This window comes from Bacillus sp. UNC438CL73TsuS30, assembly GCF_000482325.1.
Lineage (GTDB): Bacteria > Bacillota > Bacilli > Bacillales > Cytobacillaceae > Neobacillus.
In genome coordinates this window covers 28215-53577 of sequence record NZ_AXVA01000022.1, presented here as the reverse complement: position 1 = coordinate 53577, position 25363 = coordinate 28215, and the positions used below count along the sequence as shown (strand labels likewise).

20 protein-coding genes and 4 pseudogenes are annotated in these 25363 nt (G+C 38.8%); 17 read left to right on the top strand and 7 right to left on the bottom strand.

Going from position 1 to position 25363, the window contains the following annotated elements; genetic code table 11:
- The first annotated feature begins 3 nt into the window (after nucleotides 1-3).
- The 3 genes from dapA to M028_RS0109395 all read left to right on the top strand — a co-directional run bounded on the left by dapA (nucleotide 4) and on the right by M028_RS0109395 (nucleotide 4361).
- Nucleotides 4-900 (top strand): 4-hydroxy-tetrahydrodipicolinate synthase, encoded by an 897-nt coding sequence (dapA, locus tag M028_RS0109405; protein WP_026573700.1) that lies wholly within the window; start codon nucleotides 4-6, stop codon nucleotides 898-900.
- 38 nt (nucleotides 901-938) lie between these two features.
- Nucleotides 939-2423 carry an aldehyde dehydrogenase family protein gene (locus M028_RS0109400; protein ID WP_026573699.1) on the top strand — a complete coding sequence of 495 codons (1485 nt, stop codon included), beginning with the start codon at nucleotides 939-941 and terminating at the stop codon, nucleotides 2421-2423.
- A 330-nt stretch (nucleotides 2424-2753) separates the two neighbouring features.
- A complete protein-coding gene (locus M028_RS0109395) occupies nucleotides 2754-4361 on the top strand; it encodes an APC family permease (protein WP_026573698.1) in 1608 nt (535 codons plus the stop codon).
- Between the two features lie 270 nt (nucleotides 4362-4631).
- On the opposite strand, the pseudogene M028_RS29700 reads toward M028_RS0109395, so the two are convergent.
- A pseudogene (locus tag M028_RS29700) lies at nucleotides 4632-4865 on the bottom strand (Imm3 family immunity protein); the annotation flags it as partial.
- Nucleotides 4843-5103, bottom strand: a complete 261-nt coding sequence (locus M028_RS0109385) for a hypothetical protein (protein WP_026573697.1) — start codon at nucleotides 5101-5103, stop codon at nucleotides 4843-4845. The gene M028_RS0109385 and the pseudogene M028_RS29700, both read right to left, overlap by 23 nt.
- 224 nt (nucleotides 5104-5327) lie before the next feature.
- Between M028_RS0109385 and M028_RS0109380 the strand changes: the two genes are divergently transcribed.
- Both M028_RS0109380 and M028_RS0109375 read left to right on the top strand, forming a co-directional pair.
- Complete coding sequence (locus tag M028_RS0109380; RefSeq protein ID WP_026573696.1) at nucleotides 5328-5648, top strand: YbjQ family protein; 321 nt, start codon at nucleotides 5328-5330, stop codon at nucleotides 5646-5648.
- 3 nt (nucleotides 5649-5651) lie between these two features.
- Complete coding sequence (locus M028_RS0109375; RefSeq protein WP_026573695.1) at nucleotides 5652-5876, top strand: hypothetical protein; 225 nt, start codon at nucleotides 5652-5654, stop codon at nucleotides 5874-5876.
- Between the two features lie 103 nt (nucleotides 5877-5979).
- Here M028_RS0109375 and M028_RS0109370 read toward each other — a convergent pair whose 3' ends face one another.
- Complete coding sequence (locus M028_RS0109370) at nucleotides 5980-7179, bottom strand: CynX/NimT family MFS transporter (RefSeq protein ID WP_026573694.1); 1200 nt, start codon at nucleotides 7177-7179, stop codon at nucleotides 5980-5982.
- A 410-nt stretch (nucleotides 7180-7589) separates the two neighbouring features.
- Nucleotides 7590-8159 (bottom strand): annotated as a pseudogene (locus M028_RS31465) (NAD(P)/FAD-dependent oxidoreductase); the annotation flags it as partial.
- Here M028_RS31465 and M028_RS0109355 point away from each other — a divergent pair.
- The 4 genes and pseudogenes from M028_RS0109355 to nagZ form a co-directional block, all read left to right on the top strand.
- Nucleotides 8119-8427, top strand: a pseudogene (locus M028_RS0109355) (ABC transporter substrate-binding protein); the annotation flags it as partial. The pseudogenes M028_RS31465 and M028_RS0109355 overlap by 41 nt on opposite strands.
- A 125-nt stretch (nucleotides 8428-8552) precedes the next feature.
- A complete protein-coding gene (locus M028_RS0109350; RefSeq protein WP_026573691.1) occupies nucleotides 8553-9527 on the top strand; it encodes an iron ABC transporter permease in 975 nt (324 codons plus the stop codon).
- 45 nt (nucleotides 9528-9572) lie between these two features.
- Nucleotides 9573-9665, top strand: a pseudogene (locus tag M028_RS32720) (iron chelate uptake ABC transporter family permease subunit); the annotation flags it as partial.
- Between the two features lie 217 nt (nucleotides 9666-9882).
- Complete coding sequence (nagZ, locus tag M028_RS0109340; protein WP_026573690.1) at nucleotides 9883-11694, top strand: beta-N-acetylhexosaminidase; 1812 nt, start codon at nucleotides 9883-9885, stop codon at nucleotides 11692-11694.
- Between the two features lie 324 nt (nucleotides 11695-12018).
- Here the strand turns inward: nagZ and M028_RS0109335 are convergent, their stop codons facing one another.
- Together M028_RS0109335 and M028_RS0109330 are read right to left on the bottom strand one after the other, a co-directional pair.
- Nucleotides 12019-12897 carry a Cof-type HAD-IIB family hydrolase gene (locus tag M028_RS0109335; protein WP_035424013.1) on the bottom strand — a complete coding sequence of 293 codons (879 nt, stop codon included), beginning with the start codon at nucleotides 12895-12897 and terminating at the stop codon, nucleotides 12019-12021.
- Nucleotides 12890-13666 (bottom strand): DeoR/GlpR family DNA-binding transcription regulator, encoded by a 777-nt coding sequence (locus M028_RS0109330; RefSeq protein ID WP_026573688.1) that lies wholly within the window; start codon nucleotides 13664-13666, stop codon nucleotides 12890-12892. Before M028_RS0109330 ends, M028_RS0109335 begins: the two co-directional genes overlap by 8 nt.
- 218 nt (nucleotides 13667-13884) lie before the next feature.
- Between M028_RS0109330 and M028_RS0109325 the strand changes: the two genes are divergently transcribed.
- The 5 genes from M028_RS0109325 (at nucleotide 13885) to M028_RS0109300 (ending at nucleotide 19978) form a co-directional block, all read left to right on the top strand.
- A complete protein-coding gene (locus tag M028_RS0109325) occupies nucleotides 13885-14742 on the top strand; it encodes a MerR family transcriptional regulator (protein ID WP_026573687.1) in 858 nt (285 codons plus the stop codon).
- A gap of 196 nt (nucleotides 14743-14938) precedes the next feature.
- Nucleotides 14939-16285, top strand: coding sequence for an APC family permease (locus M028_RS0109315; protein ID WP_026573685.1), 1347 nt, complete (start codon nucleotides 14939-14941; stop codon nucleotides 16283-16285).
- 40 nt (nucleotides 16286-16325) lie between these two features.
- Nucleotides 16326-17957, top strand: coding sequence for an amidohydrolase (locus tag M028_RS0109310; protein WP_026573684.1), 1632 nt, complete (start codon nucleotides 16326-16328; stop codon nucleotides 17955-17957).
- A gap of 685 nt (nucleotides 17958-18642) precedes the next feature.
- Entirely contained in the window at nucleotides 18643-19485 is an 843-nt protein-coding gene (locus tag M028_RS0109305) for a YitT family protein (RefSeq protein WP_026573683.1), read from the top strand.
- 220 nt (nucleotides 19486-19705) lie between these two features.
- Nucleotides 19706-19978 carry an HU family DNA-binding protein gene (locus M028_RS0109300; protein ID WP_026573682.1) on the top strand — a complete coding sequence of 91 codons (273 nt, stop codon included), beginning with the start codon at nucleotides 19706-19708 and terminating at the stop codon, nucleotides 19976-19978.
- A gap of 242 nt (nucleotides 19979-20220) precedes the next feature.
- Here the strand turns inward: M028_RS0109300 and M028_RS0109295 are convergent, their stop codons facing one another.
- Entirely contained in the window at nucleotides 20221-21054 is an 834-nt protein-coding gene (locus M028_RS0109295) for a MerR family transcriptional regulator (protein WP_197031397.1), read from the bottom strand.
- 129 nt (nucleotides 21055-21183) lie between these two features.
- Here M028_RS0109295 and M028_RS0109290 point away from each other — a divergent pair, with 129 nt between their 5' ends.
- The 3 genes from M028_RS0109290 to M028_RS0109280 all read left to right on the top strand — a co-directional run bounded on the left by M028_RS0109290 (nucleotide 21184) and on the right by M028_RS0109280 (nucleotide 25320).
- Nucleotides 21184-22572 carry an APC family permease gene (locus M028_RS0109290; RefSeq protein ID WP_026573680.1) on the top strand — a complete coding sequence of 463 codons (1389 nt, stop codon included), beginning with the start codon at nucleotides 21184-21186 and terminating at the stop codon, nucleotides 22570-22572.
- Between the two features lie 26 nt (nucleotides 22573-22598).
- Complete coding sequence (locus tag M028_RS0109285; RefSeq protein WP_026573679.1) at nucleotides 22599-24071, top strand: aldehyde dehydrogenase family protein; 1473 nt, start codon at nucleotides 22599-22601, stop codon at nucleotides 24069-24071.
- A gap of 64 nt (nucleotides 24072-24135) precedes the next feature.
- Nucleotides 24136-25320, top strand: coding sequence for an iron-containing alcohol dehydrogenase (locus M028_RS0109280; protein WP_026573678.1), 1185 nt, complete (start codon nucleotides 24136-24138; stop codon nucleotides 25318-25320).
- Nucleotides 25321-25363 lie beyond the last annotated feature (43 nt).

Genomic DNA, 25363 nt, shown 5'->3' with positions numbered 1-25363 from the left:
ACCATGACAACAATTAAAGGAGCTTTTCCCGTATTAATTACCCCAATGACTCAGGCACAGGAAATTGATTGGGCCGGAGTAAAAAATAATGTAAACTACTTTATTAATCAAGGTGTCGCCGGTCTTGTCATCAATGGTAGTACAGGTGAATTCGTAAGCTTAACAAAAGAAGAAAGATATCAAATGGTAGAGGTCGTCATGAAAGAAGTAAATGGACGCGTTCCTGTGATTGTTGGAACATCTGCCGAAACAACAAAAGAAACGATTGAGTACACAAAACAGGCTGAAGCACATGGTGCTGATTGTGCACTAATCATTAATCCTTATTATGGTAAACCAAAGGAAGAAGAAATCTATTTCCACTTTAAAGAAGTGTCTGATGCTGTGAATATTCCTATTATGCTTTATAATAATCCGTTTACTTCCGGTATTAACATGAGCACAGAGTTAATGCTTCGTATCGGACGAGATTGTGAGAATGTCACCCATATTAAAGAATCAAGCGGTGAAATTGCTAAGGCACGAGACTTGGCAAGACATGGAAAAGGTGACTTTGAGGTCTTCTGTGGCTCTGAGGAATTAGTCATGGAATCTTACCTTGTCGGGGCAACGGGGTGGATTGCAGTTGCTGGAAATATTGTGCCAAAACTCGTGACGGATATGTACAATCATTTCCAAAATGGAGAAGTAGAAAAAGCATGGGCTATTAACGATCAAATTTTACCGCTATGTACTTACCTTGAAGGGTCAGGAAAATATGTACAAATTTGTAAGCGGGTAATGGAACTTCTTGGACAAGCGGGAGGACCAGCACGCCACCCACGCTTAGGATTAACTCCTGAAGAAGATCAAAAGCTGAAAGATATCCTAGCAAACTTAAGTCTTGCTGTACATGTATAACAACAAGCATTCTAAAAAGTTTAAGGGGGAAACAATTAATGCAAACCACTTTAATTGAACTAAAACCAAAGGTAAAAGAATTTTTAGGGGGACCAATTGAACTATTTATAAATGGAAAATTTGTACCTTCAGTAACTGGAAAAACCTTTGAAACATTGAATCCGGCGACAGAAGAAGTACTTGCTGTAGTGAGTGAGGCTCGGGCAGAAGATATTGATTTAGCAGTAAAATCCGCTAGGAAAGCATTTGAAGCAGGCCCATGGCCAGACCTCAGTGCGGCAGAAAGAGCAAGGTTAATCTATAAATTAGCAGATTTAATAGAAGAAAATCGAGAAGAGCTTGCCCAGGTGGAAGCACTTGATAACGGCAAGCCTTACCAGGTGGCACTTTCGGACGATATTCCGGCAACGGTAGAACAATTCCGCTACTATGCCGGTTGGGCGACCAAAATTCTTGGACAAACAGTTCCAATCTCTAAAGATTATTTAAACTATACCAGACATGAACCTATTGGGGTGGTCGGCCAGATTATTCCCTGGAACTATCCGCTCACAATGGCATCCTGGAAAATGGGCGCAGCACTTGCAACAGGATGTACGATTGTATTAAAACCTGCAGAACAGACTCCATTATCAGCCTTATATTTAGCCAATCTAGTACAAGAAGCCGGTTTCCCTGATGGGGTAGTGAACATTGTCCCTGGATTCGGCCAAACAGCAGGGTCTGCCATAGTCAAACATGAAGATGTCGACAAAGTTGCCTTTACCGGTTCAACGGTTACAGGTAAATATATTATGAAGCAGGCTGCTGACACCATTAAAAATATCACCTTAGAGCTAGGCGGGAAGTCACCTAATATTATCTTAGAGGATGCCGACCTTGAAGAAGCCATTACCGGGGCCTTCAATGGAATCATGTATAACCATGGGCAAAACTGTAGTGCGGGATCCCGTGTGTATGTCCATAGAAAACACTATAATCGTGTAGTCGAAGAGCTCGCCAAAAGGGCTAATGATGTAAAACTTGGCGCAGGTATGGATCAAGAATCAGAAATGGGTCCACTCGTTTCTAAAAGGCAGCTTGAACGAGTACTTAGTTACATTGAAAAAGGCAAAGCAGAAGGTGCAAGGGTAGCAGCCGGCGGCGAAAAAGCTTTTAATAAAGGATATTTTGTACAGCCAACTGTTTTCGCTGATGTTACCGATGACATGATCATTGCCAAGGAAGAAATTTTTGGACCAGTTGTAGTCGTTTTGCCGTTTGATACCGTTGATGAGGTGATTGAAAAAGCAAACAACACTCCTTATGGACTTGCAGCAGGTGTTTGGACAAAGGACATCAAAACTGCGCTAAAGGTATCAAATAAATTAAAAGCGGGAACCGTTTGGATCAATGACTATAATTTAGAGGATCCTGCCGCAGCATTTGGGGGTTACAAACAATCCGGGATTGGACGAGAAATGGGTTCTTATGCACTCAATAACTATACAGAAGTGAAGAGTGTTTGGGTAAATATAAAATAAATTGGGAACTTAGTAGACTTAAATTATAGTTATTTCAAATGCCTACTTGTATGCTTACGCGTCTTTGTCTCGAAATAAGCATCATGATCACATTTCTGACAACAATAACCATGGTCACTTCAATAAAAATAAAGGGTCATGGCAAGCCTTTTCAGTTGAAAGCTGTTTTTAGGAAAGAAATCAGGCTCATTTGTTGGTATTTGGTCATTTTAAACACCTCGCAAGAAACGTTTGTCTGTAACCATTATTCCGAACGTTCGTTCTTGGAAAACATCATTCTGATTAAAGGGAACAATCATTAAAAGTAATAATTATGGGAGAGTGAAGTTGGTGTCAAGCAAAGGTAAATTTAAGAAACAGCTTACTTTGTCGGATCTTACATTTATTGGTTTTGGGGCGATTTTTGGATCAGGTTGGCTTTTTTCCGCGAGCCATGTAGGTGCACTTGCCGGCCCTGGAGGAATACTTTCTTGGATTATTGGCGGAATTGCCATTCTTTTACTAGGTTTGGTTTACTGTGAACTTGGTGCGGCCATTCCCCGTGCCGGCGGAATTGTTCGCTATCCGGCTTATTCCCATGGACCATTAATCGGGTATCTTATTGGTTCGATTACGGTTATTGCATACTCAAGTTTGATTGCGATTGAAGTAGAAGCTGGGCGCCAATATGCTGCAGCCTGGTTCCCAAGTTTAACGAAAGCAGGATCAAGTTCACCAACCATTACCGGATGGTTATTTCAGTTTGCCTTATTATGTATCTTTTTCCTCTTAAATTATTGGAGTGTTAAAACATTTGCGAAGTCAAATACGATTATCACAATCTTTAAATTCCTTGTCCCTACCCTTACAATCATTGTTCTGTTAACACAATTCAAATCAGCCAACTTTTCGGTTGCCGGATTTGCGCCGTCAGGTTTTCAAGGAATTCAAGGTGCTATCTCTATAGGGGGTGTTATCTTTGCCTATTTAGGTTTAACCCCAATCGTGGCTGTTGCCAGCGAGGCAAAAAACCCACAACGAACAATACCGATTGCATTAATTTTGTCCGTCATTTTATCAACTATAGTATACGTATTATTGCAAGTCGCATTCCTTGGCAGTATTCCAACAGATATGTTGAAAAATGGGTGGTCTGGTGTTGATAAAGCATTCAGCCTACCATTCAAAGATATTGCTACCGTTCTAGGGCTTTGGTGGCTGGGTGTTTTCATTGTTTCCGATGCCATAATTTCTCCTAGTGGAACGGCAAATATTTATATGTCTACCACTCCTCGTACTATTTACGGTTGGGCCCGCGGTGGAACATTATTTAAAATTTTTACAAAGGTTGATGAAAAGTCGGGGATTCCTCGTCCAGCTGTTTGGTTATCTTTTGTCTTGTCAATTTTCTGGACATTGCCATTCCCATCATGGGATACTTTGATCAGTGTCGTTTCAGCTGCACTTGTTTTCAGTTATGCCATAGCACCAATTTGTGCAGGAGCTTTCCGTAAAAATGCTCCTGACCTGAAACGTCCATTCTATTTAAAAGGAATGAGTATTCTTGGACCGCTGTCATTTATTATTGCATCGCTGATTGTTTACTGGTCAGGCTGGAGCACTATTTCCTGGCTGTTTGGATCCCAGATTCTAATGTTTGTCATCTATTTATTCTTTAAAAAATGGGCTCCAACTAATATAGTAAGTATTGCACAGCAAATTAAATCTTCTTTATGGCTAATTTTCTATTATGCCAGCATGATGGTTGTTTCTGGTTTAGGGGTATTTGGAGGAAATGGTACTCTTCAACAACCTTGGGATCTTATCATTACCGCAATCATTTCCCTTGTGGCCTATTACTGGGGAACCACCGCATGTTTACCAAAAGCAATTATTGATGATGATGAAGTTGAAATCGATTTATCTGATTCTGTCTCGAGTACAAAATATGTAGGATAAACATACTGATTATATTCATTTAAAAATTAGAAAGGCTAATTTAAGAGTTAGCCTTTTAATTTTTTCCTTTAAACAACTATCATCCTAAAAAGTTAAGTAAAAGTCGAAATTGTGGTCACCGCTACATGTTAGTCATTTTTATTACTCGTGACACCACATAGTTGACTGTAGAGAAGTGGTTAGGCTTAATCCATTCCATAAAACGGAATAGATAATATTATATTGGATTTAAATCTAAAAACTAAAAATAACTCAAAATCTAGTCCTGTTAAATTTGCGTAATCTCTTTGTTTTACCTTCAACATAACCAATAAAAACTTTATCATGTGTGATTAAAATTTCTCCAATAGCTGTATCAACTATAAAATCTTCTAATCTCCCAAGATTTATATATTCACTAAATGTTCTTGCTATTGCATATTCATATCCTCTATTTAGGATTAAAAAATCATTATAGTACTCATTAATTGCCCCAAATAATTCATCGTATTCCCAATCTTCCATTAAAATCACTCCGATGAATGTTAGTTGAATAGACAGGGAGGACGAGTTCATTCTCTATTTCAAAATATTTTAGAAAAAGCGAAGGCCCATCATCATCCTGGTAAGGCTCGAAATTTGCAGCTGTTCCAAGAACAAATAAATCCAACTCTAAAAATGCCCTATAAAAGTGAAAGCACATTTCTGGTTTAACAATTGCCGTAGCAAGGATTGCATCAAATGAATTTATCTCATTATCCATAAAAATTCTCCATCCATATTCATTAAGAAGAATAATTTTTCCCTACTTTTTTATTATAAGGAGATAATTGTTAATTTTTAACAAACCTTTCGCCTATAAATATTGGGGTTGCTTTTCCTTGTTTTAGGACAAATTCATCAAGAGATTGTAAAAGTAATGGCATTTTCTATTCTTTGCAAAGTAAAATAAACTTGTAGGACTAATTTTAAAGGGGGCAAATTTATATGAACATCGTAACAACCGAGAATATTGCGAATCATAAAATTACAGAAGTGATTGGACCAGTATTTGGATTAACCGTAAGGGCGAGAGGACTTGGTAAGGATATCATGGCTTCTCTTAAAGGGCTCGTGGGTGGAGAAATTAATCAGTATACAGAGATGCTCGAAGATGCTAGAAAACAAGCAATCGACCGCATGGTGAAAAACGCGCAGGCAATGGGGGCAAATGCAATTATTATGATGCGCTTCGACTCTGGTGAAATCGGTCAGAATATGAGTGAAATCGTTGCGTATGGAACAGCTGTTATTGCGGAAAAGGAATAGACGATGAAATGGATTTTGGGTTATTACGGTATCCAGCTTGTCATTCTCATTATTTTAATCATTGGTTCCTGGTTGATCTGGGATCGCCGCTTTAAATCGAAGCATGGACAGCAAGTGCCTAAGGGCTTCGTCCGGACAAATGAGGTCTCAATTGATCCAACTACAAATAAAAGATTAGTTGTTTACTTTAATCCGGAAACCGGAGAGCGATTTTATAAGGAAGAATAAGGTGAGGGGACGATCTCAGCTTATAATTATTAAAAAGGTATCCCCAGAAAAAGAAATTGGAGATACCTTTTGCATTTCAAACTAGAAAATTTACTTTTAACCCTTACACATACCGATTCCGGCCGGACAACATTCCAAATGTCATCTGAATGACAGAAACAATTATAAGAGTGATGAGCGGGATGGTCCACATATGGGTTTGGTCATATAAAAACCCAATAAATAACGGTCCGATTGCGGCTAGAATATAACCGGTTGATTGGGCCATTCCCGATAAATCGGCAGCTTGGGCAGCACTACGTGCACGGAGGCCGATATAGCTAAGGGCTAATGGAAAGCTTCCTCCTAAGGCAACTCCGATTAAAATAATACTGATGATTAAAATCGGATAGGATGAGCCAAAGAGTAATCCTGTAAAGCCAACTAAAGCACTCAGACCTAACCCGAAGGAAATACCGACTTGTGAACGAAACCGTCCTGCCATAACAGGGACGAAGAAACTGGCCGGTAATCCCACGAGTTGGGTAAAGGAAAGGAGCCAACCTGCTGTTTCAACACTTATGCCGTGACTGTGCAGGATTTCAGGCAGCCAAGAAATCGTTACATAAAATAAGAAGGATTGAAACCCCATAAAAATGGCGATTTGCCAGGCAAGTTTTGAACGCCAAATTTGATTTGAACTGGGAGTTACTTTTCTGACCGCATTCTGACTTCCTTGATTAAATTTGACAAGAAAGCTCCAAAGCAAGATGGCTACAATAGCTGGAATTCCCCAAACGATTAAGGCTCCCTGCCAGCCGAGGTTTAATCCCGTTGCTAATGGGACACTTACTCCGGATGCTAATGATGCAACAAACCCCATAGAAGTAGAATAAACACTGGTCATCAGGCCGAATTTTTGCGGGAACTTATCTTTTGCAACAGCTGGCAAAAGCACATTTCCAATCGCTATACCCATCCCGGCCAACAGCGTTCCAGCAAAGAGAAAAAATGTCACGGGGATCACCCGAATACTTATCCCGATTAAAAGGGAAATCAAACCCATGAGAAGAGTTTTTTCATTTGAAAATCGATTGGCTAATTTCGGAACAATAGGGGACATGACGGCAAAAATGACGAGCGGTAAACTCATTAATAGGCCTGCGCTCCAATGGGCAAGTCCGACATCTTTCTGAATCATTCCAATTAATGGCCCAACAGAGGTAATCGCGGGTCGCAAATTAAAGGCGACAAGGATTATCCCGGTAACGAGGAAAAAAAGATAAGACGATTTCGTCTGAGTATTAGAATTTGTTAATTCCATTTATTTACTCCTTTCAGGAAAATACACTTTCTAAAGTATATCATAATGAAAGAGTAAATGGCGGTCAGTGTCAGGTAGGATAGAGGCCATCAAGGGAGTAAACGTAAAAACTGCCTTTAATAAACTTGATTGGGGACAAAATCAAGCGAGTATCTTGATAAATGTCCCCAATAATTTCTCTTCTTCTTCATATAAAATTTCGTCGGTTTTTAATTTACTATTAAATCTAATATATTGACCCGCTCGCTTGTATCGGCTCCTCCTACGCCAAATACCATGGTAGCCACGCATGCTACCCCCACTACCTATACTATAGAGAAATAATGTTAATAGAATATGTCATAGATGTTATAAACCTGTTAATCCTTCTTTAAAAAAATATGAAGTAGAGGAAGGAATATTGGTGAAATCTACTTTATCATTTGCTTCACTAATTCTTGATTCCGCTCTTGAAAGACTTCAATATGTGAAGAGACCAACGCCACTTTAGGTGCGTCCGGCTGTATAAATTGCTTTGCCTTGTTGACCGCATTGGCAGCATCTTGGAAAGCACCTGCAATTAAATTCACTTTCCCTTCGTACATGAGAATATCCCCAGCCGCATAAATTCCCTCAACAGATGACTCACATGTCGCATTCCCGGCAATATAAAATTGTTCAGTCCGTTCAATAGATAATTCACTATGGTCTAATAGTGCCGCATCTTGTTCATAGCCATGATTGATGATTACCTCATCAATCTCTAAAGAAAAGCTTTCACCCGTTTCCTGATGGGTCAAGCACACCTTCTCAATCACATCATGCTGGGGGGAAGCAACTAATTTCGTAATCGAGGTATTGAAGAAACAATGGGCAGAACTGTTCAACAACTGGGAAGCCTGCGCTTCATGTCCCGATAAACTGTCCTTCCGGTAGGTTAGATAAATCTATTTGGCAATTGGCACCAACTCATTGGCCCAATCAATCGCCGTATTGCCGCCTGGAAAAAGTGAAAAAGATGGTAGAAAAAAAGACGGGTCCTATGCCTTATCACAGGAAGCCCTTCCTGAGTATGCCGGGGATTATCTTATCTTGAGTAAGAATTCGGATACCGATAATTCGTTCCAGGAAACCGATACGTATAAAGAAATTCCAGCTGTCAAAAACAAACATGTTTTTGAAGTGAATGCAAAAGAATTCTATTTCAATGACCCATTAACATTAGATTATCAGCTAGAAACCTTTAAAAAGGACTTTCTAGGAAACTAATTTTATATTTTAATTGGTTCGCAGATAAAACACTTCAGTACGCAGATAAAAGTTCCCTTTTCGCAGATAAATGACTTAGAATCGCAGATAAATCCTAATTCTACGCAGATAAATCATAGGATTCACTGATAAAGTTAAGTTTATCCCTGCTGGTATTTTTCGCGACGTTTTTCCTCTCCATTGCCTTGGGGGCAGCCGATACCATAATCAAAGATATGTGGTTAGCACTAACAACCGTGAAGAGTCAAGAGATTTCCCTCATTCGTGAGATTCGCCTTCCGCGTGAAATCGCCGCCATCTTTGTGGGAATGGCGTTATCCGTTTCCGGTGCGATCATGCAAGGATTAACAAGAAATCCGCTTGCGGATCCAAGCATGCTGGGGTTAACAGCGGGGGCTAATGCAGCGCTGGCGATCACCATTGCCCTCATTCCGTCCACCAATTATTTTGGAATCATGGTCGCCTGTTTTATTGGTGCCGCGATTGGTTCGATTCTGGTATTTGGAATCGGAGTCATGAAAGAAGGCGGTTTTTCACCACTTCGGATTGTTCTAGCGGGTACGGCTGTATCAGCTTTTCTTTACGCGATATCAGAAGGCGTTGGGATTTATTTTAAAATTTCAAAGGATGTCTCAATGTGGACAGCGGGTGGAATGATTGGTACAACCTGGCATCAGCTTCGGGTTATTGTTCCTTTTATAATCATGGGAGTCTTGCTTTCGCTCTTTCTCTCCCGTCAGCTGACGATTCTTAGTCTAAGCGAGGAAATTGCTGTAGGATTAGGACAAAAAACGGTCTATATTAAATTCGTTCTGTTTCTTGTCATTATTTTGCTTGCCGGTGCCTCGGTGGCCCTTGTTGGCAATATGGCCTTTATTGGCTTAATGGTTCCACATATCGTTCGTGCAAATGTTGGAACAGATTATCGATTGATTATCCCATTTTCGGCTATTTTAGGGGCAACCTTTATGCTTTTTGCCGATACACTGGGACGCACCATCAATGCTCCTTATGAAACACCATTTGCCGCGATTGTGGCACTCATCGGTTTACCCTTCTTTCTCGTGATTGTGCATAAAGGAGGGAACAAATTCTCATGATTCATCCGTTATTACTTAAAAAGCAGCGAATCCTGCTGGTGGGATCGAAATATCCTTGACCCCGATGGAATACCGGCCGGGATCATGGTTGCTTTAATTGGTTCGCCTTATTTTATGTATTTGTTATTGAAAAAATAAAACCAATCTAAAATTTAAGATGCGGGATCTATGAAGGGAAAAATGATTAGAGGGAAGTGGAGCAGTTTACTCCATGGTAAACATGATTCTAAAATAGGTGCATATAAATGGGAAGATAGTCAACAATCCGGGCAAGATGGAGCAAGGTTCAGCAGTTGAATTTAAGTATAAGAAATACTTTTTCTCTTGTCTATATTAAGGAGGAGAGGAATATTTTATGACAAAACCAAGAAAGTCCCTGTTGAAACTGCTGGTTTTTTTGATTCTTTCTCTAGCCCTTGTTCTAGCTGCTGTCATTTTTGCTTTCGGAGGGGATAGAAATATGAAGAAGACAGTAAAAAATCCCTCGATCACATCACCCCCTTCAAGTCAGAAACCCTCCAAATCCGACCAAGACAAAACTTCAAGTTTAGGATCACTAGTTAAAGAAACCTTTTCATTGTCTAAGGAAGGAAAAGTAGCGCACACTCCATTCATTTCCGGTAAGACAGAAATAAAGGAAATCCATACTAAATGGGGAGAACCTAATCAAATAACGGAAACTGCAAGTGGTATCTACGAAGAGTATGGAAATCACCATGTGGTAGTTGGCTACCATGATGAGCTTGTAAATGATATCAGGTCCTATGATTCGGGATTGAAAAGCATCCCATTAAATGAGATCAAAAAAATTGGAGGTGAACCAGATGAGGTCCGGTACTACAAAGACAGTACCCATGACCAAATGATTTTTGTTTATCATGTTACCTCTAAATACGATTTAAAGTGGATTCTTCCAAAACAAACTGATCAAGAGCCAAATCCAAAAGTAGATCACATTTCAGTTTATACCGAAGTAAAAAAACAATCGGAGATTTCAAGTCAATCCGGTGATCCGAACCGACCTGATTTTCCAAATCAGTCGGATGACCAAAATAAATCTTCGCATAAAAAGAGTATCTCGGAGATTATTTCAGGAATGAGTTTAGATGAAAAAATCGGGCAAATGATCATCGGGGGAATTTCCGGAGTGACAGTGGATACCCATACCAAAAATTTAATATCCAAATACAAAGTTGGCGGATTGATTTTTTACTCTAATAATTTAGTAAACACTCAACAAACTGTTCATCTTCTAAATGGAATTAAGTCCGAAAATGTTCCGAACCCATTGCCGTTATTGTTAAGTGTTGACCAAGAAGGCGGTAGTGTTTCTAGGCTGCCAGGGGGACTTATTAACTTTCCAACAAATAAGGTTATTGGAGAAATCAATAATAGTCAGTTTTCCTATAAAGTTGGTTCCATTTTAGGCAGAGAGTTAAAAGGATTTGGTTTTAATCTTGATTTTGCGCCTGTTCTGGATGTCAATAGTAATCCTCACAACCCAGTAATAGGGAATAGGTCATTCGGAAATAATCCGGAAATTGTAAGCAAGCTTGGGATTCAAACCATGAAAGGCATTCAGTCGCAGAATATTATTTCAACGATTAAGCATTTTCCCGGACATGGAGATACAGATGTTGATTCCCATCTAGAACTTCCCATCGTCAACAAAACTCTAACGCAACTTAAAAAACTTGAGTTAATCCCGTTTGAACGTGCCATTAATCACGGGGCTGATGTTGTAATGGTAGCCCATATCTTGTTGCCAAAGCTGGATGACCATTTTCCAGCCTCCATGTCTAAAAAGATTATGACTGAGATTCTAAGAAAACAGCTTAATTTCAGTGGCGTTGTCATTACAGATGATATGACGATGAAGGCAATTACAAATCATTTCACCATTGGCCGGGCGGCAGTGGAGTCAGTCAAGGCTGGCAGCGACATAATTTTAGTGGCCCACGATTATAACAGTATAATAGAAACTGTTTTATCTTTAAAAACTGCTGTTCAAAAAGGGGAAATTCCCGAACAAAGAATTAATGACAGTGTCAGACGAATCATTCAAATAAAAAGAAAATATGAAATTAATAATTCACAATTGGGAAACGTGAATATTGGGGAGATTAATCAGTCAATTAACAAGCTGTTGGCCGAGTATACGAAATAAAGAAACGGTATGGAACACCTGAGGAATTTGCAAAAATCGTAACTTTTCTTGGATCAGGCTTAAAGTAATGTATGAATATAAGCCTAATTATTTGTAATTGCTCGATACTTGTTTGAAAATGGGATTATAGCCTAAAAAGCAACAATTCATATAAATTTACACCTCAAAAAAACAATGCAATTCAGATGCGAATTGCATTGTTTTTCGTTTCGAGCCCCCTAAAACGGCTAACCCTTTTCGGCGCACTCAAAAAATATATGCTCAAACCATCATTGTCACGCCGCAAATGCGTTACGCCAATGAGAGTCTAAGTAACTTGTAGAATTAATCTGCGGTGACTGGGATCAATGAATAGATCAAATGCGCAACCCCATCTTCGACATTTGATAGGGTAACCTCGTCACATAGATCCTTTATTTCTTCATGGGCATTCCCCATTGCAAAGCTTTTTCCAGCGACCTGCAGCATGGATAAATCATTAAAGCTATCCCCGACAGCAGCAGTATCAGTTAAGGGGATGCCTATCTTGTTTGCAAGAATTTCTAAAGCAATGCCTTTAGAAGCATTCTTATGTTCACATTCAAAATTGTGGTTCGCAGAGCTAACAATCGTTACATCTTCCAAATGCTCAAAATGACGCTTTCCTTTTTTCAGTCTCTCTTCATGAAAGGAAAATGCAAGGATGTTATACAATTCGATTTCTTTGCCAACTAGATCTGAATATGACTTAATATAGGAAAAGCCTGTTTGACTATACTGTTTTTCAGCAGCATATTTCAGCTGTTCCATACTTATATCCGGATTCGCACTTGACACGCGATCCATTTCAATGGCTAAAAGTTCCCGTCCATTCTGCGGGGTAAAAATTGAATGATTAGTGAATACCTCATAATAGAAGTTCTCATTCTCCAGCCAGCTCAAAATGGTAATGGCATCCTCATGATTGATTGCCATGGAGTGGAACAGTTCTTCATTCGGTTGATGAATGGTTGCCCCATTTGCAGCAATGATCCAAGTTTTCAACCCAGTATCTTTAAAAATCGCTTGAACATCAAAATGGGCACGGCCTGTGGCGATGACTACTTCAACACCATTGGATTGGGCAAATTTAATTGCTTCCAGATTCCTTTGGCTTATACGGTTTTCTTCATTTAGTAATGTGCCATCCAAATCCACGGCAATTAGTTTTACCACTTTAAACATCTCCTTCTTCAAAATCCGCTGTTAAGATTTCTACATTGTTTTTACTTAATAATTCCCTAAACTCTTTCGCAGGGGTTTTATCGGTAATCAAGAGATCAATATCTTGTAAGTCAGCGAATCGAAAAAAATCTGTAATACCAAGCTTCGTATGGTCTGCTAGCACAATAACCTGTTTTGCTTGCTGAATCATTTTTCTTTTTACGACACCGTCCTCCTCATGGGCGATCGTTAATCCGTTTTCCGAGATGCCGACAACTCCGATATAAACCTTATCAACATGGTATTCAGACAGTTTTTCTACTACAGATGAGCCATAAAGAAATCGATGCTCTTTTTGCAGAGTGCCCCCTAAAAGCTGAATATTTATTTGAGGATTGGATGATAATACTTCTGCCTGGTTGATTGAATTGGTAATAATGGTACACTCTATGCTTTCAATCTGTTCTGCACAAGCTTGGACGGTTGTAGAGGCATCTAAGATTACTCTGTCGTTAGGATAAATTAATGAGGCAGCCATTTTACCGATTTTCTTTTTTTCTTCTGATACCGTTTTAAGACGTTTTGTATAGTTTTTTACCTCATCATGGACAGACGGAAGAATCGCCCCGCCACGAGTACGTAAAATCGCTTTTTCTTCCTCAAGCCTGACAAGATCCCTTCTTGCTGTATCTCTAGAGACATCGAACAGTGAACAAATTTGATCGACCGAGATCCTGTTATTCTCTTTTAGAAAATCCATGATTGATAATAATCTTTCCTCTTGGTACAAGATTTGGGCCTCCTTTTTAAGTGATTTTAAGTAATTATACACCATTATTTGCATGTTTGTAAGTGTAAATGATTATTTTTAAGTAATCTACCCGACCCCAAAATATTTTTATCTCTGCTTGGTCAAATCGTAGATTGTATACTAAATTTTTTTAATAGTATAATAAGCTTGTAATCTAATTATTAACTACCGTTAGTTGCGTTTAAGGAGAAAAGGTCATGCAAAATAAGCTAAGTATTGGAGAAATGGCAAAACTGCGAAATGTAACAGTGGATACATTGCGTCATTACGATAAAATTGGATTGCTAAAGCCGATTTACACGGATCCTAAAACTGGCTATCGGTATTATTCGATTTATCAGTATGAGGTTCTTGGAACCATCAAGGAATTAAGAAAAATTGGTTTTTCTTTAGAGGAAATTAAGCAATTTCTAACAAATCGTAACGTCAAAAAATCAGTTCATTTACTTCAACAATCACTAGACAATATTCAGGAAAAAATTAATGAGCTGCAAAAAATTCATAAAATATTGAAGACCCGGTTAAATAATATCGAACGTTTCACAAAAAGTTATCAGGATTCTGATATTGTCATTAAACATTTTGATGAACGAGAATACATTCAGCTCGACAGACCAGTAGGTTGGGAGGATCAAGAAAATATATATTTTGGACTGTTGGAGCTTGAAAATATGATTGGTGGGGACATACCGGTATTGGCCAGCAATAAATTTGGAGAATTTATCAAAAAAGAATATTTTGATGAAATCCGCCAAACATCTGATTCTTCCAGTAAATTAAGTGCTTTTCAATGCCAATTATTTATTCTTGTTCAAGATGATGGACCGGAACAGTCAACTCAAAAACTAGAAAAGGGTCTTTATATATGCTCCTATTATGGGGGAGTTGATCGGGAGAACTTGCTGTACTTGCTTAAAAAGCTGCTCCATCATTGCGAAATTCATGGTTACATTCCAAATGGTGATGCTGTTGCAATTATGCAGGTTGATATCTCTTTAACGGATCAATATGATGAAGCCTATTATGAAATCCAAATTCCAATTCAAAAAGGATAAATTGAAAACAGCCTTCGAAATGATTTTTTCAATTCGAGGCTGTTTTTTTTTAGGAATAGTTGACTCTAGAGTTGGACAAGACTTTATGATATTTTCATATTATTCTGAAATGAGGGATGATTTCTATGTTATAGGCGAAAAGGTCATTTTCAATAGGGATAAGGACAATTAATACGCAAATAAGGAGGATTGATCTATGAATCAAACAAGCACGCCAACTCTAAAGCGTTCTTTATCATTAAAATATGTTGTGTTCTTTGGTTTAACCTTTATGGCTCCAACTACTTTGTATTCAACCTATGGAGTAGCTGTAACCAGCACAAAAGGGATGATCCCCACCGCATATGCGATTGCTTTAGTTGTCATGCTATTTACTGCTTATAGCTATGCGCAATTGGTGAAAGCGTTCCCAAATGCAGGAGCAGCTTATACGTTTACGCAAAAATCGATAAGCCCGCATTTAGGGTTTATCGTTGGTTGGACCATTATTCTTGATTATGTATTTAGCCCGATGATCAGTTCCCTGTTCAATGCCATCGCACTGCATGCAATGTTCCCGTCCGTACCGATGTTTGTTTGGATCATTTTATTTATTGTGATTATTACGACTGTCAACATCCTTGGTATTAAAATAGCGGCGAATCTTAATACCATCTTGCTTATTTTGCAAATATTATCGATCGTCCTGTTCATGGTTTTGTCGATTAAAGGGCTTCTTGCAGGAAAAGGAGCAGGGACATTATTTTCAACCCTTCCCTTCTATGATTCTCACATTCAATTACCGACTCTTTTATCTATTATCCCTGTTTTATGTTTTTCCTTTTTAGGCTTTGATGCCGTGACAGCGTTGTCAGAAGAGACGAAGGAACCAACGAAAACTTTGCCAAGGGCCATCTATTTGGTCACGCTGATTGGTGGAGTGATCTTTATCGTTGGTTCATATTTATTACAACTTATTTTTCCAGCGATTCAGTCTTTCAAAAACCCTGAGTCCGCCTACATAGATATTGCGATGTTTGTTGGTGGAACTATTTTTACGAGTATTTTTAATGCAATCGGGTTAACGGCCGGTTTTGCTTCAGCCATTGCCTCCGGAACGAGCGCCTCTCGTATTCTGTATGCGATGGGAAGGGAAAATGTTTTGCCGAATAAAATCTTTGGCTATCTATCCGCAAAATACCGTACACCGGTATTCAATATTTTACTCATTGGTGTTGTTGCGTTAAGTGCACTATTCCTAAATTTAACCACTGCCATTTCGCTTATTAACTTTGGAGCGCTGTTCGCCTTTTTCTTTGTGAATCTTTCGGTTATCGCTCACTATTTTATCCGAAACAAACAGAGATCTTTTAAAGGGTCGATTCAATATTTGATTATCCCGCTTATTGGGACTGCACTTATTGGACTGTTGATTACAAAGCTGGACAAACATTCCCTTTTATTAGGTGGAACATGGCTTCTCATCGGATTTATCTATCTATTAAACTTAACAAAAATGTTTAGGCAACTGCCTCCTGAGCTTGGCTTAGAAGAAGCTCATTAAAGAGGCATTTTATCTATATAAATGAAAGGATTGTTTAATTATGAGTCAACAAATAGCCGATATGATTATTTCTAGTAATGTTGTTTTTACAGGTCTTACCGACCAGCCTGAACCCGCTTCGATTGCGATTAAGGATAACAAAATTGTTGCAATTGGTTCTGAGGAAGAAATGAAACACTTTGCAGGCGAGAATACGAAAATTTATCAATTTACTGACCAACTCATCATGCCAGGATTCCATGATTTCCATCTTCATCTTATGCAGGGGGCCGTTGCCCTTAATGGTGTCGATCTGTTCGCGGCCCGTTCGGAAGAGGAAGCACTGGAAATGATTCGCAAATTCGCTGAAGCTAATCCGGAAAATCCATGGGTAATCGGATTTACATGGGATGCAGGTTATTGGGATACGCAAAAATTACCGACCCGTCATTCATTGGATCGGATTCTCCCTGATCGTCCAGCGCTTATGTTTCATGCCGAAATGCATTATGCTTGGGTGAACACAAAGGCATTAGAGATCGCAAATATTAATCGACATACGGAATCCCCTTCTTTCGGCAGGATTGGGAAGGACGACGATGGAGAACCAAATGGCCTCCTCTATGAAGGAGCAACGGATGCGGTCATCCGCCATGCCTATGATTTTACGAAAGAAGAAAAGAAAGCTCTTTTAACAAATTTCCTTACTCATGCTGCTAGTTTAGGAGTAACGGCTGTCCATGACTTATTTGCATCGGAGTCAATGAATATTCTTAATGATTATGGCCTTTTCAAAGAATTTGAAGATAAAGGGGACTTAACAACACGCATTCATTTATGGCCAGTATTAAATGGCGATATAGAGCGCGCCAAACAATTGAGAGATACGTATCAATCGGATAAACTCCGTGTGTCCGGACTGAAACAATTTATTGATGGCGTTATTACTGCCCGTACGGCCTATTTATTAGAACCTTATGCAGATCAACCGGATTCACGTGGTGAGACGACTTTTCCTGCTGAGACGATTAAAAAATGGGTGGCGGATGCAGATAAGGAAGGCTTCAGTATTCGTTTTCATGCGATTGGTGATGGAGCCATCCGTCTAGCTTTAGATGCTTATCAGGAAGCCCAAAAAGTCAACGGCAAACGGGATTCACGTCATTCCGTCGAGCATGTAGAGGTAATACATCCGAATGATATCCCTCGTTTTAAGGAGCTGGGTGTTACTGCTTCAATGCAGCCGGATCACTTTGCAATGTCAGAACGGGGGGTTTACACTGATCGAATTGGTTCGGAAAGGGAAAAGCATGTATTCCCGATTCGTACATTAATGGAAACCGGTGCAAACTTGGCATTTGGAACTGATTTCCCTGTTGATATCCTGAATCCGCTTCTACAAATCTATCGTGCAGTAACGAGAATCGATAGCAGTGGAAAAACAGTGTGGCATCCAGATGAACGGATTATGCTTGCCGATGCTTTAAAAGCCTATACAGCTGGACCTGCTTTAGGGACATTCCGAGAGGATGAATTAGGGACTTTGGAAGTGGGGAAACTTGCTGATATTGTTGTCTTGGAGCGAAATCTTTTTGAAATACCGGTGGAAGAGATTCCGGATACGAAAGTCCAGCTAACCGTTGTAGATGGTACAGTGGTTTATGACCATTCAAAGTCTTTAATTGAAATGTAACATAGATATACAAAAGAGGATTCCGTTACTGTAGAATCCTCTTTTGTATTGGATGTTTTCGTAAACTTTGTTTCTCTTTTAATATTTTTACTCACACAAATACTATTGTACAAAGCTGATGATATCAAAGGTGATGGAGTCCGAATGGGGCGCTGATTCGGACAGGGCTAATGTTATCAAAGGTAATGGAGTCCGAATGGAGCGCTGATTCGGACAGGGCTGATGATATCAAAGGTGATGGAGTCCGAATGGATCGCTGATTCGGACAGGGCTGATGATATCAAAGGCAATGGAGTCCGAATGGACCCCTGATTCGGACAGGGCTAATGATATCAAAGGCGATGGAGTCCGAATGAACCCCTGATTCGGACAGGGCTAATGATATCAAAGGTAAAGGAGTCCGAATGGAACCTTGATTCGAACAGGGCTGATGATTTCGAAGATGAACGAGTCTGAATCAACAGGCCGTTTAAATCTATTCTAAAAACAACAATCTTTGTAGAAGCAGCCTTTATATTTAAAAACCATTGTTAACCAGCTATTCAAATATAGATAGTTTATGCAAAATTAAATACCTCTGTTAGTTAAATATCCCTAAAAACCAGTAATATCATTTGGCATAAAACATGCATTATTGTTTTAATTAAATCAATATGAGGCTTTAATCATTGAGGGGTTGAGTTAAATGAAACTTGAAATAAAACCCATTATAGCTATTATTGTAGGTTCTGCCATTATGGGTTTTGGCGTTGATTGTTTTAACATAAGTAACGGTTTAACAGAAGGCGGTATTACAGGAATAACCATATTACTGAAATTTATTTTTAATTGGGATCCGGGGTTAGTCAATTTATTGATAAACATTCCGCTTATGTTTCTTGGCTGGAAGACACTGGGGAGAACTGCCTTTATTTATACGATAGTGGGAACTGTATCGTTATCTATTTTTCTTAGTGTTTTCGAAAATTTCTCTTTGCCATTACATGATTCATTGCTCGCTTCTCTTTATGCTGGAGTTTCGGTCGGTATTGGATTAGGAATTGTATTTCGTTTTGGCGGAGCCACAGATGGAATTGACATCATCGCCTATCTTTTGAAAAAACACATTGGATGGAGTATTGGACGTACGTTGTTTTTTTCTGATTTAATTGTCGTTGCCATTTCGCTTATTTATTTGGATCTTACCCGTGCTATGTATACCCTTGTGGCTGTTTTTATTGGAGCAAAAGTTATTGATTATGTCCAGGAGGCAGCGTATAAGGCCAAAGCCGTAATGATTATATCGAATACAAACGCAGAGATTGCGAAGAAAATCACGATGGAAATGGAAAGAGGTGTTACATTACTTAACGGTAAAGGAGGATACACAGGAGAGAGTAAGGAAGTGCTATATTGTGTGGTTAACAGAAATGAAATAGGACGACTAAAATTATTGGTGGAGGGAACGGATCCATATGCATTTGTGAGTGTGAATGATGTGTACGAGGTGCTTGGAAAGGGTTTTTCTCATGATAACCATAAGCATTAATTTTATATATTAATGTAAGAATCGATGGTAGGAAAGGGGTAAGAACTAATCATTTCCGCTGGAAAGGCGATATATAGGTTTTCTTAAATAATACAAATTAAAGATACTATTTCTTTTGAATAAATGTATATCAATCTTGTAAATTGGAAAACCTTATAATAGATGTGTTATGATATCCTTCTACATACTATCTAAAAATAAAAGGACGAGGTGCTGGAATATGAATAAAACTGAATTAATCGACGCTGTCGCAACACAAACAGAATTAACAAAGAAAGATGCTGCAAAAGCGGTGGATGCGTTGTTTGAAACCATCTCTAATACACTTTCTAAAGAAGAGAAAATCCAGTTGATTGGATTTGGAACATTTGAAGTACGTGAACGTGCAGCCAGAACAGGCCGTAATCCACAAACAGGCGAGGAAATGCAGATTGCTGCTTCTAAAGTTCCCGCTTTTAAACCAGGTAAAGAACTAAAAGAAGCTGTCAAATAAGTAATCTTTAAAGAGTGCTAAGGAAGCCTTTTTGCTTCCTTAGCGCTCTTTTTTTCTATTGAAAAGACTTTTTACTTTGAAAATGAATTGTTATCCTAATAATAAGGAAATTCGTTCGCAAAGGCATTGATTATATGGAAAAACACTTTGGAACTCTTCAAATCGAATTGGATGCAATTCTTAGAGCTTAGAAAGATAACATAGTGATTACAGATGGAAATGGAATTGTTTTTGCCCCTTCCCTAAATTTGAACTGGAACCTGAATTTCGAATGTAATCTCATTTGGCTTATCTGTGATTGTAATATCGACGTGCATAATTTGCAGCGCATCTCCGGTTATGTGATATCCTGTTTCATCAAGATATTCCAATATCTTACTCAAACTCTCGCTTCGGTTCCATAATAATTCCCCGTTGTAACGAATACATGCAAATAAACCGGCAGGAACAGTCATTTGGCACTGTTTTGGTAATTTTTCTTTATTTTTTGCAACGACAAAAATAATGGAAGGTTCTTCAAACCGTTTCGCTCTAAGATCCGCTTCCTTGATAATAATGCCTAGTCTATTACTAGCCAGAATTGGTGTCTTCTCGGTAAGCATATTCTCTAACCTTATAACACCATAACAAAGCTCCAAATTATTATTTATTTTTTCATTTAAGGTAATTAACTTCCTTTTTCCAATTTCGCGAAAAAACACCTCTTGAAGTTCTTTTTCTTTCGCTACATGCTCCAGGTATCCAATTTTCCCGCGAATATTTTCCTCCAAGTCATGTAACTCACTCAGTTTTGATTTAAGTTCCGTATGTTTGGCTTTAAGAATATCCAAGGACTTATTAAAATTACGTTCATTAAAATATTCCTTTATTTCGTCTGTACTCATCCCAAGTTGCCGCAACTCTTTGATGGTCCCTAAAACTTCATATTGAAAAATAGAATAGTAGCGATAACCCGAATCGGGATCAACATATTGAGGTTTGAATAGGTCAATCCGATCATAGTGGCGTAAGGTCTCCGTCGTTATCCCTCGTAGACCCGCCATTTCACCGATGGTTAATTTTTCCTTTACTTTCACTGAGATCACCTCCCCTAAAAATTATAATACACCTATTGACCTTTGTGTAACAACAAGGTTTACAATAAGGATACGAAATCTTCTAAATCATCTAAGAATTGGATTTATTAACACGGAGGGAGTTGAGTTATGAAACAGAAAGCGCTTGCAAAAACGCTTACTTTGTCACAGGTTGTTTTTTTAGGAATTGCATGGAATAACCCCATGGTGTTTTTTAATACCTATGGAATTGCTGCCGTTACCTCTAAAGGTGTCATTACAGCTGCTTACAGTATTGCTTTTTTAGCAATACTTTTTACAGCTCTCAGCTATGGCAAGATGGCGAAAGCGTTCCCGATTTCAGGTTCAGCCTATACCTTTACGCAAAAATCTATTAATTCTGAGGTTGGGTTCATTGTGGGTTGGTCGATTATGCTTGATTATTTGTTAACACCTATGGTTACCTGCTTAATGTCGATTGTCTTTTTGAGTTCGGTATTTCCTGGAATCCCGCATTATCTGTGGGTAATTGTGTTGACTGCAAGCATCGTATCTCCAAGTATACTAGGTGTGGAGATATCAGCAATAACTAGTAAAATTTTTGTGATTGCTCAAGTCATTTTTGTTTGCCTTTTCTGGATATTAACCTTCAAAAGTTTATCAGAAGGAGTAGGGACGGGTAGTCTGTTCTCAATTAAGCCATTGTTTGATGCGGATGTTTCCTTATCCGATATTTTGGCAGGTGCTACCATTCTTTGTTTTAGTTTTCTTGGTTTTGATTCACTCACCACTTTATCAGAGGAAACCATCAATCCCGAAAAAACGATTCCAAAAGCGATTATTATCATGTTATTGTTTATCGGAGTTTTGTATATTGGTTCTTCTTACTTAGCACAATTGGTGAATCCGGGCATTTCATTCAAACATGCTGATTCTGCAGCCCTTGAAATAGCAGTGCTCGTCGGAGGGAATTTATTTAAATCCATGTTTATTACAGCGGTGATTATTGGTAATTTCTCTTCAGGTATCGCTTCAATCACAAGCGCTTCTCGAGTGTTATATGCGATGGGTCGAGATTCCGTTTTACCCAAAAAAATATTTGGATATATTCATCCTAAATTTAAAACACCGTCACTTGGCATCATTGTGATTGGCGCAGTTTCTTTACTTGCAATTTTATTAACCCTAGAACAAGTTATAAAGTTTATTAATTTTGGAGCGTTAATTGCCTTTACATCGGTAAATGTGTCTGTTATCGCCCATTATTTTATCAGAAATCACAAGCGTTCTTTTCGGGATTGTATTCGGTATCTATTATTACCACTCATTGGCGCAGCCTTTACGATGTGGTTATGGTCGCATTTAGAAATGGATGCGTTGATTCTCGGGGGCATTTGGATGGCATGCGGCTTGATTTATCTTGTCTATATGACGAAATGGTTCCGCAAACCACTTCCTGAGTTTTATTTTGATAAAGAAATGATTCCAGAAAATGACCAAGACATTGATCAAGAGGTTATCTCTCAACAAGTAAGATAAAAATAACATATTGGAGGTTTGTCAAAATGTTGAAGCTGAAAATGTTTATTAATGGTGAATGGATGGATTCGTTAAGCGGAGAGAAGAGTCATGCTGTGAATCCCGCAAACGGTAAAATCATGGCCGAGGCTCCGCAGGGAAGTAGAGAAGAAGCACAAATGGCGATTAATGCAGCACGAACAGCTTTTGACTCCGGAATTTGGTCAGACTTGCCGGCATCTGAACGTGCATCCTACTTATTTAAAATAGCGGATAAGATTGAAGAAAGGGCAGCCGAGCTTAGCAAACTAGAAACAGAGAATACGGGAAAACCCCTTAAAGAATCTGAGTTTGATATTGCTGATACGGTGGATTGCTTTCGATACTATGCTGGGTTAGTGACAAAGCCAAATGGTCAAACGTATTCTGTTGCCGATCCTGTACAAGCCATGGTTATTCGGGAACCTGTCGGTGTATGCGGGCTTATCGCTGCATGGAATTTTCCATTGTTGACGGGAGCTTGGAAAATAGCCCCTGCGCTTGCTGCGGGAAATACGCTTGTATTTAAACCAGCTGAAATCACCCCGGTCACCACTTACAAATTATTTGAGATTATGGAAGAAGTGGGGATACCAGCTGGTGTTGCAAACCTAGTTTTGGGAGGTGGTTCAACAGTAGGAAATGAAATAGCAGAAAGTCAAAAGGTAGATCTGATTTCTTTTACAGGTAGTACAGCAACGGGTAGAAGTATCATGAATTCAGCAACAGGAAATATTAAAAACATTTCACTCGAACTAGGCGGCAAGTCACCAAATATTGTTTTCGCTGACGCAGATTTTGAGACAGCCATCGATTATGCATTAAATGGGATTTTTACCAATGCCGGACAAGTTTGTAATGCAGGATCCCGTTTACTATTAGAAGAGAGCATTCATGATGAATTCATTGCTAGATTAATAGAAAGAGCGAAAAAGATTCAGGTTGGGCTTGGGGATGATTCGTCTACAGAGATGGGTCCGCTTGTAAGTGAAGACCATATGAAGCACATCCTTGAATATATTCAAATTGGCTTAAACGAAGGGGCTACATTAGTTTGCGGGGGCAACCGCATCACAAGTGACGGGCTTGAAAATGGTTATTTCATTGAGCCAACAATATTTGTTGACACCAAGCCTGACATGAGAATTGTTCAGGAAGAAATTTTTGGACCAGTCCTTGTCGTTCAAAAGTTTAAAGATGAGGCGGAAGCAATCCAGCTGGCAAATGATACCTCATACGGGCTTGCAGCAGGTGTTTTTTCACAAGATGGCGCCAAAGCTTTGAGGGTTATTAAAAAAGTAAGAGCCGGAATTACCTATGTTAATGCTTATAACCTCGCCTATAATGAAGCACCGTGGGGAGGGTACAAGCAGAGCGGGATTGGTCGCGGGTTAGGAACCTTTGGTTTGGATACGTTTACTGAGGTAAAACAAATCAATATTAATTTAGATGTTAAGCCAACTGAATGGTTTAGCAATTAATTAAATAGAGAAAACATCAGTTTTTAATTCAGAATATTCAGAATAATAAAGGAGGAAATTTAATATGTTATGGGATTTTCATTTTAATCTGCCTACTTCTATAGAGTTTGGAAAGGGTAAAGTAAAGAATATTGGGAAAAGGGCTAAAGAATTAGGGGGAAATAAAGCCCTCATTATTACAGATAAAGGACTTGCACAAACAGGGATTTTGGACAAAATCACACAATCTTTAGATCAAGAAGGTGTTAATTATATTGTTTATGATGAAATATCACCTAATCCAAAAGATGTAGATTGCGAGAGTGCATATCAACAGTTTAAAAACGAGAACATCGATCTTTTAATTGGTCTTGGCGGCGGAAGTTCAATGGATACAGCCAAAGCAATTGGGACACTTTTAACACATGGAGGAGAATTAAGAGAACGTTACGGTGTAAATTTACTAGAACGGGAAATCCCACCACTAATTTGTATTCCGACAACTTCAGGTACCGGTAGTGAAGTTACAAGAGGTTCTGTCATTACCGATACAGTGACGAAACAAAAGGAGGCGATACTAGATTTGAAAATCGCTCCTAAACTTGCACTTGTTGATCCTGAATTGACGGTAACTTTGCCTAAATCTATTACAGCAGCTACAGGAATGGATGCACTCACACATGCTATCGAAGCTTACACCTGCAAAGTTGCTCAACCACTTACAGACGCTTTGGGACTATATTCCATAGAATTAATTGCAAAGTACCTGCCATTAGCAGTAGAAAATGGTCACGATTTAGAGGCTAGGAAAAATATGCTTTTGGGCAGTTTGGTTGCCGGTATCGCCTTTGATAACACGGATCTTGGGGCTGTACATGCAATGGCCGAACCACTTGGAGGACTTTATGATACTCCACATGGAGTGGCGAATTCTATTTTTCTCCCACATGTATTTGAATATAATATTCCTTCAAATCCAGAAAAGCACGCCATGGTAGCAATCAAACTTGGGGCAAATCCTGAAGGAAAAACAATTGAAGAAACGGCTTATGAAGGTGTTGTGTTGTTAAAAGAGCTGGCAAATAAAATCGGCATTCCTAGCTTTCGAGAATTAAGTAATGTAAATCCCGAAGATTTCCCATTCCTAGCAGAAGGAGCCTTTAAACATTTGTGTACTCAGGCAAATTCAAGGGATTTGACAAAAGAAGATTATATGAATTTATTTCAAAAGACTTATGAGGAGAAAACAACAACTTTAATTGAAAACTAATTGTGTAAACAATATAAAAAACTTTGCATAAGGAAAAAGCGTG

What these genes read in the sequence shown, in the direction of transcription:
- M028_RS0109385 (WP_026573697.1), bottom strand. Translation starts at nt 5,103, where the DNA reads ATGGATAATGAGATAAATTCATTTGATGCAATCCTTGCTACGGCAATT.
- M028_RS0109370 (WP_026573694.1), bottom strand. Translation starts at nt 7,179, where the DNA reads ATGGAATTAACAAATTCTAATACTCAGACGAAATCGTCTTATCTTTTT.
- M028_RS0109290 (WP_026573680.1), top strand. Translation starts at nt 21,184, where the DNA reads ATGAAACAGAAAGCGCTTGCAAAAACGCTTACTTTGTCACAGGTTGTT.
- dapA (WP_026573700.1), top strand. Translation starts at nt 4, where the DNA reads ATGACAACAATTAAAGGAGCTTTTCCCGTATTAATTACCCCAATGACT.
- M028_RS0109400 (WP_026573699.1), top strand. Translation starts at nt 939, where the DNA reads ATGCAAACCACTTTAATTGAACTAAAACCAAAGGTAAAAGAATTTTTA.
- M028_RS0109380 (WP_026573696.1), top strand. Translation starts at nt 5,328, where the DNA reads ATGAACATCGTAACAACCGAGAATATTGCGAATCATAAAATTACAGAA.
- M028_RS0109285 (WP_026573679.1), top strand. Translation starts at nt 22,599, where the DNA reads ATGTTGAAGCTGAAAATGTTTATTAATGGTGAATGGATGGATTCGTTA.
- M028_RS0109310 (WP_026573684.1), top strand. Translation starts at nt 16,326, where the DNA reads ATGAGTCAACAAATAGCCGATATGATTATTTCTAGTAATGTTGTTTTT.
- M028_RS0109335 (WP_035424013.1), bottom strand. Translation starts at nt 12,897, where the DNA reads ATGTTTAAAGTGGTAAAACTAATTGCCGTGGATTTGGATGGCACATTA.
- M028_RS0109315 (WP_026573685.1), top strand. Translation starts at nt 14,939, where the DNA reads ATGAATCAAACAAGCACGCCAACTCTAAAGCGTTCTTTATCATTAAAA.
- M028_RS0109325 (WP_026573687.1), top strand. Translation starts at nt 13,885, where the DNA reads ATGCAAAATAAGCTAAGTATTGGAGAAATGGCAAAACTGCGAAATGTA.
- M028_RS0109305 (WP_026573683.1), top strand. Translation starts at nt 18,643, where the DNA reads ATGAAACTTGAAATAAAACCCATTATAGCTATTATTGTAGGTTCTGCC.
- M028_RS0109375 (WP_026573695.1), top strand. Translation starts at nt 5,652, where the DNA reads ATGAAATGGATTTTGGGTTATTACGGTATCCAGCTTGTCATTCTCATT.
- M028_RS0109280 (WP_026573678.1), top strand. Translation starts at nt 24,136, where the DNA reads ATGTTATGGGATTTTCATTTTAATCTGCCTACTTCTATAGAGTTTGGA.
- nagZ (WP_026573690.1), top strand. Translation starts at nt 9,883, where the DNA reads ATGACAAAACCAAGAAAGTCCCTGTTGAAACTGCTGGTTTTTTTGATT.
- M028_RS0109300 (WP_026573682.1), top strand. Translation starts at nt 19,706, where the DNA reads ATGAATAAAACTGAATTAATCGACGCTGTCGCAACACAAACAGAATTA.